This window comes from Dyadobacter sp. SRI_021, assembly GCF_057586235.1.
The window spans coordinates 58656-71358 of sequence record NZ_JBYCZM010000013.1 but is presented as its reverse complement, the minus strand read 5'-3'; the positions used below and the strand labels follow the sequence as shown (position 1 = coordinate 71358).

Here is a 12703-nt window from a genome sequence, read left to right as displayed (position 1 = left end):
CTTTCCTTTGCAGATTAAATCAATTATTTTTGGTTAAATAATATCAAACCAGCCGCCATTAAACCGGACGGCTGGTTTTCACTATCTGATCAACCGACTATGCGCCAGGATTATCTGTCCGGAGATAAAGAAAACCTTTCAAATACCGATAAGGATATCGAACGTGCGTTGCGCCCGTTGTCTTTCGAGGATTTTACCGGGCAGGACAAGATTCTTGAAAACCTGAGGATATTCGTGCAGGCCGCCCGCCAGCGCGGGGATGCACTCGATCACGTGTTGCTGCACGGCCCTCCGGGGCTCGGGAAGACCACCCTATCCAATATCATCGCAAATGAGCTCGGTTCGGGGATTAAGATCACTTCGGGCCCGGTACTCGATAAACCCAGCGATCTGGCCGGCCTGCTAACCAATTTGCAGGAACACGACGTCCTTTTTATCGATGAAATCCACCGCCTTAACCCTATCGTGGAGGAATATCTGTATTCGGCCATGGAGGATTACAAAATCGACATTATGCTCGATAGCGGCCCGAATGCCCGCAGCATTCAAATCGGCCTGAATCCCTTCACGCTCATAGGCGCCACAACGCGCGCGGGCATGCTCACATCCCCGCTACGCGCGAGATTCGGGATCAATGCGAGGCTGGAATATTACGATGCACAATTGCTATCATCCATTCTGAAACGTTCGGCCTCGATCCTGGGAACGCCTTTGGAGGAAGATGCGGCGTATGAAATTGCCCGGCGTAGCCGTGGTACCCCGCGTATTGCGAATAATCTGCTGCGCAGAACCCGCGATTTCGCGCAGGTAAAGGGAAATGGCCGTATTACCGTAGCCATCGCCGAAATGGCTTTGCAGGCATTGGATGTGGATCAAAATGGTCTGGACGAAATGGATAACCGCATTCTAAGCACGATTATCCAAAAGTTCAAAGGCGGGCCGGTAGGCTTATCCACCATTGCAACTGCTTGCGGTGAAGAGGCCGACACCATCGAGGAAGTGTACGAGCCCTTCCTGATTCAGGAAGGTTATATCAAACGGACCTCACGCGGCCGTGAAGTGACGGAAAAAGCATTCAGGCACCTGGGTATTTTACCGCGCCATCGCTCAGGCGAATTGTTCTGAGCGTTAACTTTTTAAGAAGTTTAAACATTCACATACAACATAAACCTGAAAATTGTAATTTTGCGGTAAATTAGCGTAACCGCCTCCTATGATCGAAGTACTGGTTTCCGAAAAGTTGGTAGTGAGAGTGCCCTGTGCTGTAATTGAACATGATGGAAAAGTACTCGCCGGGCAAAGAAGCGCAGCCTTGTCCTTCCCCCTTCAATGGGAGTTCCCTGGCGGAAAGCTTGAAAAAGGCGAGACCGACGAACAGGCATTGTTCCGTGAAATCATGGAAGAGCTCAATGTAACCGTTGAAATCGTCGATAAACTTCCCGAAACTTCCAAAGACCAGGGCTGGCGCGAGATCGTACTCGTACCGTTCGTTTGCAAAGTGGATACAACCGATTTTGTCCTCACCGAACACGAGCAAATCCTCTGGCTGGAACCTGACGATCTTCCTACCCTCGACTGGACAGAGGCCGACCTGAACGTGATCCAGAACTACTACGATTACCTAGCGGCTAAAAGTTAACCGCTTTCCTTTTACCGTTTCATCAAAATTCCCGTTTTCATAAACCAGGTGCCCCGACACGAAAGTGTGGGTAATCCGTGACTGGAACTTTGTGCCGTTAAATGGCGACCAGCTGCATTTGGAGTAAATGTTGGAAGGGTTAACCTCCGTTGTCGCATTCGGATCTACCAGGATCAAATCTGCCCAGTAACCTTCGCGAATATAACCGCGGTCTTTGATATTGAAGAGGTCTGCCACCGCATGGCTCATTTTTTCAGCTACGCGGTCGATCGAGATTTTGCCCGCCTTGCTCAATTCGAGCATCACATTCAGCGTATGCTGCACCAGCGGCAGCCCTGATGGCGCCTGCCAGTAATGTTGTGCTTTTTCTTCAATTGTATGCGGTGCGTGGTCTGTCGCGATCACATCGATGCGGTTATCGAGCACTGCTTGCAGGATCGCCTCCTTGTGGTGCGGCGCCTTAATGGACGGATTGCATTTGATTTCGTTACCCAGTCTTCTGTAATCCTCTGAATCGAACCATAAATGATGTACGCATGCTTCGGCTGTTACGAGCTTCGGTTCTCCGTTCGCGAGCAGGATTTTACCGCCGCTACGGATTCCCGGTTCAAACAAATGAACTTCATCCCCGGTAGAAATGTGCAGGATATGCAGACGTGTCCCGTACTTGTGCGCGAGTGAACTTGCAAAAGTGGATGATTTGAGGCAAGCCTCTTCATTCCGGATCAACGCATGAATGTCGTAAGGCACATCATCGCCGTACTTATCCTTGAAAAAAGCCATCCTGGCCTTCACGGTCGGTTCGTCCTCGCAATGCGTAGCGATAATGCAGGGTGCATTGGCGAAGAGCTTTTCGAGCACTTCGGGCGCGTCTACGAGCATATTACCGGTGGAAGAGCCCATGAATATCTTGATACCGCAAACCTGCGTGGGATCGGTACGCATCACCTCATCATAGTTGTCGTTCGACGCGCCCATGAAGAAAGAATAGTTGGCGAGAGAGGTGTTGCCACCGATTTGGTATTTATCTTCCAGCAACTGCTGCGTCAGCGTATTGGGAACGGTGTTGGGCATTTCCATGAATGAAGTAACCCCGCCGGCAACGGCCGCCTTCGACTCGGTGTAAATGCTGGCCTTGTGCGTAAGTCCCGGCTCGCGGAAATGTACCTGATCATCGATCACCCCGGGCATGAGCAAAAGCCCCCTTGCATCAATCATCTTATCCGCTTGCACATGCTGCAAATCCCGTTCGATTTTTTTTATGTGACCATTTTCAATTAATACGTCTAAATACTGAACCTGGTTTTCATTTACGACCTGGGCATTTAAGATCAGCGTTGTCATATGAGCGGCGGCGATTGGATTGATGTCGTGCAAAGGTATTCAGACCGGTTGAAATTCACTCATTGAATCACACAAAAATGAACCTGAAACAACTCCTCCGTGATTTCGCCGATTTACTGTTTCCACGCTGCTGCGAGAGCTGCGACCGGGTACTACAAGGCAATGAAGCCACCATTTGCACGCTTTGCCGTATTTCGCTGCCACGCGTTGGCGCTGCCGGCCTGAATAGTGAATCGCTTCAATTTAAATTCGTGAGTCTTCCTGAAGTCCTCTCAACCCATTCATTTTTGTTGTTTACCAAAAGAAGCAAGGTCCAAAAGCTGCTGCACGCATTGAAATATAAGGGTAACAGGGACGTGGGGATATTGCTCGGGCAGATGTTCGGTCAGGAATTAAAAGCATCGGGACACTTACCGGAAGCTGAAATTATTCTGAGCATTCCGCTTCATCCCAAAAAGCGAAAGCAGCGAGGTTACAATCAGAGCGACCTCCTCGCAGAAGGTTTTTCGCGGGCTACAAATATCCCGTGGTCGGGCGCTATGCTCGAACGCGTTAAATACACCGCTACGCAGACCGGCAAGACCAAAATAGAAAGAAGGCAAAATGTGCAGGGAGTATTCGCCGTCAAACAGGATTTTTGTCCCAAAAGCGTGATCCTGATCGACGATGTGCTTACTACTGGTGCTACACTGGAAGAGTGTGCGAGGACATTACTGGCATCGGGTTGCAGGCAATTTCACATCCTCACCATCGCATTGGCACAGCATTAAAACAGAAAAGCCGCCATTCGGAGAACAGCGGCCTTTCAATTGATATCTTAAATCTTACTCTTTGTGCGTTCCGGTAGCGATCATCGCGCAACGGAAACCTACCATTGCAGTCGCAGAATCCTGATCCATGTAACGGCGTGTTCCCGGAGACAACCAGTAAGCTACGTCAGCCCATGAGCCACCTTTGTAAACTCTCAGCTTATCGTCAACCATTGAGTTGTTGTTCTTGCTGTCGTAGTTTTTAGCCTCATCCTGGTAACCGTCGCGACGGAAAGAGTTCAGGTCGTTTACATCGCTGTTTGATAGTGGGCGATATACGTCATAAACCCACTCGCTCACATTACCCGCCATGTCGTAAAGGCCGTTGTCGTTGGCCGGATATGACCGGATTTCCTGTGTGATAATCGCTCCGTCATTGGATTTACCTGCGATACCAGCGTAGTCACCAGGGCCGCGTTTGAAGTTCGCAAGCATTGTTCCCTGCTTACGGCCACGTGGGTTACGCATTGTGGAACCATCCCATGGGTAAATTCTTGAGTTAGCCTGGTTTTCGTCAGAATACTGCGTTCCGATCATCGCCATAGCAGCATATTCAAACTCAGCTTCTGTCGGAAGGCGGTACGGAGGCATTACGTAGCCACTTTCGATACGAAGTTGTGGCGCGGGAGCGTCCGCAGCTGCAACAGCCTCGCCTTCTGCTTTCTTCTTCTTGCCGAAAGAGAATCCCTTTTTCTTACCACCAGCGGCAGCTGCACCCTTAGCGTTATTAGCCTGGCTTACAGCAGCGGTACGCCATGCACAATAATCGTTGGCCTGAACCCACGAAACACCTACCACCGGATAAAGGCGGAAACCTGGGTGGCGCAGATACATTGTTACGTAAGAATCGTTGAATGACAGCTCATTATACCAAACTGTTGTGTCAGGAAGCGCCTTGGCATAGAACTCTTCCGAAGAGTCCTTCTGGATTGCATTCAGGTATTCGAGGTAGTGAACGTTCGCCACTTCAGTCTGGTCCATATAGAATGACTGGATACTGACGGTCCGTTTCGGGTTATCCCGGCGCCCCATCACATCTTCTTCCAAAGATCCCATCGTAAAACGTCCTCCTTCGATGTACACTAGGTCAGGACCGGCCGGCAAAGCTTTGTATTGCTTCACTTCAAACCCGTCTTTGCCGTTGTAAGCCAGGCCTGTTTTGGAGCTGGTCTTGCCAGGTTTCAAGCTGGTCGGCTTCTTTTTACTACACGCAGTTGCCGCTAATAACACTATCAGAATCAGCGCGATCGACCGGGTACCCATCTTTTGCATGCAAATCATTGCTTTAAAGTGACTTAAGTGTTTGGTATTTTATAGTATGCGAAACCGCAAATGTATGAAATCAATCGATATTATTTTTAAAAATCAATTATCAGGTAATGCAAGCCTGTTTGCTACCGGGTCATTTCCATTAGCACCTGGCGCGCCTGATCGATGCTTTTAATGTCCTCGCAAATCAGTATCAGCTTGCCTTTCTGATCTTTAAGCGAAATTTGCTTAGGGTGTTTCTTAATGTAATCTATCACCTGCCCGAACTTCGCCGACTGAAAGAATTCGTCATTCTGCGAAGTAACGAAGTAGCCTTTCATCGTATTGCTCTTCAAAGTCAGTTTTTCGAACTGCAAAGCCTCTGCTTCCCAACGCAAACGAACCGTTTTCAACAAATCCTGCACCTCGTGTGGCACCGGGCCGAAGCGGTCGAGGATTTCCTTTTCAAACTTCCCGAGCTCGTCCTCTGTCGCAATATTATCGAGGCGGGTATATAACGACAACCTTTCGGAAATATTTTTAACATAATCATCCGGGATCAGCGTTGCAAAATCGGTTTCAATCTGCGTATCCGGCACCAGGTTTTTCGGCAGACTGAATACCCCCTCGAACAAATCCTTAAATTCATTGCTTTTTAGCTCCTGAACGGCTTCATCAAGCATTTTGTGATACAGTTCGTATCCGAGATCGTTCACAAAACCACTTTGCTCGGCGCCCAGCAGGTTACCCGCGCCACGGATGTCGAGATCGCGCATGGCCACCTTGAAACCATCGCCAAGATCCGAAAACTCTTCCAGGGTCTGTAAACGTTTCCGCGAATCACTCGCCAGCGTCGATACCGACGGTGTGAGCAGATAGCAGAATGCCTTCCGGTTCGAGCGCCCCACGCGGCCGCGCATCTGGTGCAGGTCCGAGAGCCCGAACATATGCGCGGAATTGATGATGATGGTGTTCGCATTGGCAATATCGATCCCGGATTCGATGATATTGGTCGAAACCAGAATGTCGTACTCGCCATCGATAAAGTTCATCATCACTTTTTCCAGCTTGTCGCCGTCCATTTGCCCGTGCGCCACGCCTATGCGCACATCGGGCACGAGGCGGAGGATAATATTCGCGATGGATTCGATGTCATTTACGCGGTTATGTACAAAGAAAACCTGTCCGCCGCGCTGCACCTCGAAACTGATCGCATCGCGGATGAACTCCTCGCTGAATGTATGTACTTCCGTCGTAACCGGCTGGCGGTTAGGTGGCGGGGTCGCGATTACCGAAAGGTCGCGCGCGCCCATGAGCGAGAAATGCAATGTACGCGGGATCGGCGTGGCAGTGAGGGTAAGTACGTCCACATTCACGCGCATTTCTTTCAGACGGTCTTTGGCTTTGACCCCAAACTTCTGTTCCTCATCGACGATCAGCAGGCCGAGGTCCTTGAATTTCACATCCTTGTTTAAAATCCGGTGCGTACCGATGAGAATATCGATCTTGCCTTCTTCGGCTTGTTTCAAGGTATCCTTAATCTCCTTTGCGGATTTGAAGCGGTTGATATAACCCACCCGAGCGGGGAAATCGGCGAGGCGTTCGCTGAATGTCTTATAATGCTGCATTGCAAGGATGGTCGTCGGCACGAGGACCGCCACCTGCTTGCTATCGCAAACAGCCTTGAACGCCGCACGGATCGCGATTTCGGTTTTACCAAAGCCTACATCCCCGCATACCAGCCGGTCCATCGGGTGAGCCTTTTCCATATCCTCTTTCACATTGGCGGTCGCGGTGGCCTGGTCGGGCGTGTCTTCATATATAAAGGAAGATTCGAGCTCCACTTGCAGGTGATTGTCTTTCGAGAATGGAAAGCCCGGTGCCTGGCGACGTTTGGCATACAATGCGATCAGCTCGTGCGCAATGTCTTTCAGTTGCTTTTTAACCTTCGACTTTTTAGCCTCCCATTCGCCCGAGCCGAGCTTACTCATAGCAGGCGGAGTACCTTCCTTACCGGTATATTTGGCGATTTTGTGGAGGTTATGCACACTCACATATAGCAAATCATTGTCACGATAAATAAGCCGCACCGCTTCCTGCTCCTTCCCATTCACATCCTTTCGCTCCATCCCTGCGAAACGGCCGATGCCATAATCGACGTGCGTCACAAAATCGCCCACCTGCAAAGATTTCAGCTCTTTCAAGGTCATAGCCTTCGATTTGCTGAACTTCTCTTTCAAGCGGTACTTATGAAAACGGGCGAAAATCTGGTGATCGGTGTAGCACGCCACCTTCAAATTGTCGTCTACGAAACCCTCCCGAAGCGAAATGTGCATCGGCCGGAATTTCACGAACGGATCGAGGTCTTCAAAGATCCTTTCCAAGCGGTCGAGCTGCTTGGGCTGCTCGGCTACGATGATATTGACATAGCCTTTGTTCTGATTATCCGACAAATCATCCAACAGCCTTTTAAAATCTTTGTTAAATGAAGGCTGCGGTTTCGAAGAGTAAGGCAGCTTTATTTCAGTCTTGAAATACGATTTCTTCCCGAATTCAACCGTTTTAAACTTCTTAACCTGATTCAAAAACCCGCGCCGCGTTTCGAAAAGCTCATTGGGGTTGGAAACAATTTGCACGCCGCCGCCAGTCACTTCTTCCAACGCCTTTTCAGCCCTTTCGAAGCATTTTTCAATTACTTCCAATGTCAATTCCGCATCTTTAAACCAGATAGCGGTGTCATCACTGAAGAAGCTCAGAAACGAATCTCGCGTTTCGTGCGAGAGCTTTTGCTGAATATCCGGTACGATATTGATCTGCTTCGCACTTTCAATGGAAAGCTGCGTATCCGGGTCGAAGGAGCGGATACTTTCCACTTCATCCCCAAAAAGCTCAATCCGGAATGGGTGCTCGTTAGCAAATGAAAACACGTCGAGGATACCTCCACGTACCGAAAATTGCCCCGCTTCGAACACAAAATCGGTGATTTCGAACCCGTAGCTATTCAAAAACTCGGTCAGAAATGCAGGATCAAGCTTTTCACCTACTTTGACTGAAAATGTATTCGCTTTCAGCGATCGCTTGTTGATTACTTTCTCAAATAACGCCTCCGGGTAAGTCACAATTTGTACGGGCGTATTGCGGCCAGCACTGAGCTTGTTCAGGATTTCACCGCGCATGAGCACGTTGGCATTATCCACTTCTTCGTAATGGTAGGGCCTTTTGTAAGAGGTAGGATAAAACAGGACTTCGGTAGTGCCCAGCAGGTTTTGAAGGTCGTTCTGAAAATAGGCCGCTTCCTCACGGTCGCTGAGGATGTATAATGCTGGTGTTTTCTTTTTATGCTGCACTGCGGCGGCGATTACCGCATCGAGGCTTCCTACCAATCCTTTGACCTGCACGTGCGCCGCCTCGGCATCCTTAGAGGCGATCTGCGCGCTCAGCACATCGAGGTAGCTGTCGCCTCCATATAGTGTTAATAAGTCTTTTACTTCCAATTATATTAAATGCTGTGCAGCTCGGCTGCGATGAAATGTAACGCAAAAAGCCGTTTCGGGGAATTTCCCGACCGGCCAGAATTTATAACAACAGTCGTACCAATTTTGTTGCTACGCTGTTCCAATTGCAAAAATAGCCCGAAATGCCCCAGCACGAAAATCCGGAATATCATTTTATTTTTACCTTTCACACCATCATTCCCTCATGACCGACTGGCTCAACCAACCCGTTTCCCTGGCAGGCCTGCCTACCACAATACTCGAAATCCTGGGTTTCATCACCGGCGCGATCTGCGTTTACCTCAACACCCGTCAGAATGTGCTCGGCTGGTTTTTCGGAATTGTCAATGCAGTACTGTATGGGGTGGTTTTCTGGCAGGTTAGATTGTATGCCGATATGGGCTTGCAAGGATATTATTTCCTGACGAGCATTTACGGCTGGTGGATGTGGAAATTCGGCGGGCAAAATCACGACGGCGTGCGTGTCAGCCACACACCTGTGAAGCTATACCCGGTTTTTGGACTGATTTTTATCGCGGTAACGCTTTCCTGGGGATTCCTGCTCGGCAAATTCACCAACGCCAGCCTCACCTACGCCGACTCTGCATTAACGATCGCCAGCTTGATCGGCCAATGGATGATGGCACGCAAATACCTCGAAAACTGGATCATCTGGATCGTCGCCGACGCGGCTTACGTGGTCGTGTATTTCTACAAAGACCTACACCTCACCGCGATTCTCTACGGCGTCTTTCTCATACTTGCGGTCATCGGGTTCGTACAGTGGCGCAGGGATGTTGTCAGGGATGGTCAGATGTAACCAGGAATTGTCATTGGTAGTCAGGTATGGTCTTTTATTGTCATGAGTTGTTAAGTGTGGTCATGAATGATCATTGGTAGTCAGGGATTGATATTGTTTAAATCTCCTCCACTCAGGATATACTTGGCAACAAATGACAATACCTGACCATTTCTGACTATTCTTGACCGCGCGGCGTACCGCAACACATGACAACAACCGACGTCCCAATTATAAGCGACGTATCAGTCGAGCGTATCGAACGGGATTTCTTGGTCTTCGAGCAATGTGCGGATGCGTGGCGAGTCCTGGAAAACGATTTGCAGTTCCTTTTTCGCTACGCCTTCCTCTTCTTCGTCGAGCCATTTCCAGTCTTCGGCCGTAGCGTCGAAGATATCGATGATCGTCAGGAGCTTATCTTCGGATTTTTCCTTCGAAAGCCACTCGCCTGAGCTCCCTATGTAAATAATAACCTTCTTTTCATCGATCCATTCGAGGTCGTTGAGCATTTCGTCGAGCGCGTCGAGGTTTTTGCCGGAATAGTCGGGGAAATGCATCGCGGCGGCGATCGCTTCGTGGAAATCTTTGACGGACGTTGCCTTACTTCCGTCAATATGGGCTACAAATGCACCCAGGAACGTTTTACGGACATCGGATTCTTCCCGGGCCAGCAGGAAGTGTGTGTTTTTCATAGAGTCGTTGATTTAAAACACTGCAAGTTAGAGAAAAATGGACGTGCAAGTCCAACCTTTCAATAGTGTTTTATTTCAAATACCGCTTTCTTAACAAATGCATCATATGTACGTTGATTCCCCACTGATCTGATAGCGGCTGATGTGTAAACGGCACGGTTGGTTGATAATTCGGCGGCCCGAATTCCGTCAGGACGGTCAGCGTTTCACCGCTTTTGACCTTGTATTCTACCACTTTGTCCCACCACGCCAAATGCGCCTTCACGGCCGCCTCCCATTCAGGTGCACGCGGGTCGTTCACCTGCGGCCCTTCCTCATGCCCTACACGCGAGTGTATATGCCCCACGCGTGCAAGTGCAAGCTGAACGGTTTCTTCCTGGTCCTGCAAAAGACTTTCGTGCACATTACACCAATGCGAAATATCGAGCGTAAGCCGCAATGCAGGGTTTTTCTCAATGAAATTCCGGGCCACGTGCGCCGCGAAAAGCATACGTCCGCGGTGGGTCTCGTGGTAGATGGGAATGCCGCTTTTGGTCGACGCCTCGGTGGTATGGTCGATGAATGCCTTATTTTGTTCGTAGGTAAAATGGTCACGACCGCTGTGACAGTTGATGTAAAGCGGCTTCACGGGCCATTGCGTCGTAGCGGCATCGATCTGCGATTTGAATGCATTCAAATGCGTTTTGTAATCCCGCTCGCCGGATCCGCAGAGAAAACCTACTTCGAGATTATGCTTTTCTAATGCGTCAAAAAGCTCTTTCTGCTTGTCTTTCGAGCCCTGCCACCACATTTCGATGCCGTCGTAACCTTCTTTTTTGACGGCTGCACAAAACTGGTCGATAGTACCCTGAAAGCCCCAATTGGTACCGAGTACTTTCAATGACAGTTTATTTTCAAACTGCACGGCAGCTTTGTTCGCGTCGGCGATGGATTCGAAGGTCGCTAATGCTCCTACTGCTGTGGCGGTGTTAATGAAATTCCGGCGGTTCATTTTAATTTTGAATGAGTGAATGGGCGATGTTGGTCATGTGTTGTCATGTGTTGTCATTGGGTCAGATATTGTTCCTGTCATTTAATGCCTTCCTCACCATCCTTGACAATTCCTGACTACACTTGACAATTCCTGACTATTTTTTCGTCGCCGCAACCGGCTTGGTAGCTGTACTATCGCCTGCTTTGAGGAACTGTGCGACCTCCGCTTCGCTGAAACCGTTGACGATCTGCAAACCCGGGGATTGCTTCGCCGCTTGCGCTACCGCACTATCGGTAACCCCTGATTGCCAGACGTAAATGGAACGCAGGCCTTTCATAGAGGCGATATTTTTCAATCCGGCATCCCCCATTTTGGTATCGATTACATTCAGGTATTCAAGGTGCGGCAAACTTTTGATCTGCGCAATGCCCTGGTCGGTAACGCCGGAGTGCTCCAAATGCAGCTTGGTAAGGTTTTTCAATTTGGCAATTTCCTTCAACCCACTGTCGGTGATCTGGGTACCGCCCAGTTTCAGCCAGGTTACCTGCTCCGCTACGGGCAAAAGCAATGCAATATCCTTATCACTGAATTGCGGGGCATTCACCGCGCTCACTTCCAGCAAATTCTGATCTTGCGATAACGTATTAACAATAAGCCCTGCCTTCCGCAAAGCCTGGATATCACTTTCTTTTGCCGGTGAAACTTTCAATGTAGCGATAGCCGATTCTTTCTGCTTTGCACCACCAGACCCGCCGGTCGCCGAACCGCCGCCGAGCGATGCCAGGGCTGGTTTCACCTGATCGGGTACGGTCAGCTCTGACACTTTTTTGTCCGCAGGTGCTCCCTGGTCGATCCACCAGGATAGCAACGCAATCTGCTCGGTACTCAATTGCGGTTTACCCTTCGGAGGCATATGGTTGTCATCGCTTTCGTCCAGCAAACAACGTTTGATCATATCGCTTTCAGCACCTTTTCCCGCCACTAATGCGGGGCCGTTTTCCCCGCCTTTCATGAGCAATGCAAGCTCGTCCATACGCAAATCGCCCTTTTTCTTGCTCGCATTGTGGCATTGGGTACAGCGCGCTTCGAGGATCGGCTGGACAATATCTTTATACACAACCGCCTGCTGCACATCGGTTATGGGCTTGATTTCCTTCGCTTTTTCTTCGATAGGGTCCATCCCCGCGAGGCTGCGAAAGGGCTCGGGTGTGTACTGGGTGAGGTAGCCATCGCCGTGTGTGAGCGAGCCGCCATCGTGACCTGCGGTCATGGTAAGTAACACCGCCACCGCGAATGCAGGGAGATAAACGGCTTTTCCAACGGAAATTTTTCCTGCAAACCGGTCCGATTTCACGAGCCAGGCCACCCATGCAAATACCGCCACGCCAATGCCTTTCCACATGTGCGCGCCCAGCAAGTCCTCGTCATAACCTCCGCCCAGCGACAACAGATAGCCCGCAATACAAGCAAAAGTAGCGCTCACCGCCGACCAGAACAGCACGAAAACCACGGTCGATTCACTTACCGAAATTCTTCCGGTCCTGCGCCCAATCTCGATAAGCGCTGCGATCAACAAAAAACCAATGGGTAAATGCACCAACACAGGGTGAAAACGCCCGATAAAAAGTACCCAGGGCGACGCCTGAAGAAGAGGAATGAGCATACCGGCAATCAATATTAAAGGGTTAGGATTATTCAAAAATCA

Annotated in this window: 10 protein-coding genes; 4 read left to right on the top strand and 6 right to left on the bottom strand. The window is 49.8% G+C overall.

Annotated elements, in window-relative coordinates; genetic code table 11:
* Positions 1 to 99: 99 nt before the first annotated feature.
* Complete coding sequence (gene ruvB / locus AC2YIT_RS28160) at positions 100 to 1125, top strand: Holliday junction branch migration DNA helicase RuvB (RefSeq protein WP_430850367.1); 1026 nt, start codon at positions 100 to 102, stop codon at positions 1123 to 1125.
* Between the two features lie 88 nt (positions 1126 to 1213).
* The gene (locus AC2YIT_RS28155; RefSeq protein ID WP_430850369.1) at positions 1214 to 1639 is read left to right on the top strand and encodes a (deoxy)nucleoside triphosphate pyrophosphohydrolase; all 426 of its coding nucleotides are present in this window, start codon (positions 1214 to 1216) and stop codon (positions 1637 to 1639) included.
* On the opposite strand, the gene AC2YIT_RS28150 is transcribed toward AC2YIT_RS28155, so the two are convergent.
* Complete coding sequence (locus AC2YIT_RS28150) at positions 1622 to 2983, bottom strand: dihydroorotase (RefSeq protein ID WP_487281393.1); 1362 nt, start codon at positions 2981 to 2983, stop codon at positions 1622 to 1624. The two genes, AC2YIT_RS28155 and AC2YIT_RS28150, sit on opposite strands and share 18 nt — an antisense overlap.
* 77 nt (positions 2984 to 3060) lie before the next feature.
* On the opposite strand from AC2YIT_RS28150, the gene AC2YIT_RS28145 reads away from it, so the two are divergent.
* A complete protein-coding gene (locus AC2YIT_RS28145; RefSeq protein ID WP_487281392.1) occupies positions 3061 to 3753 on the top strand; it encodes a ComF family protein in 693 nt (230 codons plus the stop codon).
* A 54-nt stretch (positions 3754 to 3807) separates the two neighbouring features.
* Here the strand turns inward: AC2YIT_RS28145 and gldJ are convergent, their stop codons facing one another.
* A complete protein-coding gene (gene gldJ, locus AC2YIT_RS28140; RefSeq protein ID WP_430850375.1) occupies positions 3808 to 5064 on the bottom strand; it encodes a gliding motility lipoprotein GldJ in 1257 nt (418 codons plus the stop codon).
* A 122-nt stretch (positions 5065 to 5186) separates the two neighbouring features.
* Positions 5187 to 8534: a transcription-repair coupling factor gene (gene mfd, locus AC2YIT_RS28135; RefSeq protein ID WP_487281391.1), complete on the bottom strand. Its 3348-nt coding sequence runs from the start codon at positions 8532 to 8534 to the stop codon at positions 5187 to 5189.
* A gap of 205 nt (positions 8535 to 8739) precedes the next feature.
* Here mfd and pnuC point away from each other — a divergent pair, with 205 nt between their 5' ends.
* Complete coding sequence (gene pnuC, locus AC2YIT_RS28130; RefSeq protein ID WP_430850379.1) at positions 8740 to 9354, top strand: nicotinamide riboside transporter PnuC; 615 nt, start codon at positions 8740 to 8742, stop codon at positions 9352 to 9354.
* A gap of 224 nt (positions 9355 to 9578) precedes the next feature.
* On the opposite strand, the gene AC2YIT_RS28125 is transcribed toward pnuC, so the two are convergent.
* The 3 genes from AC2YIT_RS28125 to AC2YIT_RS28115 form a co-directional block, all read right to left on the bottom strand.
* Positions 9579 to 10025: a barstar family protein gene (locus tag AC2YIT_RS28125; RefSeq protein ID WP_430850381.1), complete on the bottom strand. Its 447-nt coding sequence runs from the start codon at positions 10023 to 10025 to the stop codon at positions 9579 to 9581.
* Positions 10026 to 10095: 70 nt separating this feature from the next.
* Positions 10096 to 11016, bottom strand: a complete 921-nt coding sequence (locus tag AC2YIT_RS28120; RefSeq protein ID WP_487281390.1) for a sugar phosphate isomerase/epimerase family protein — start codon at positions 11014 to 11016, stop codon at positions 10096 to 10098.
* 136 nt (positions 11017 to 11152) lie between these two features.
* Positions 11153 to 12661: a c-type cytochrome domain-containing protein gene (locus AC2YIT_RS28115; protein WP_487281389.1), complete on the bottom strand. Its 1509-nt coding sequence runs from the start codon at positions 12659 to 12661 to the stop codon at positions 11153 to 11155.
* Positions 12662 to 12703 lie beyond the last annotated feature (42 nt).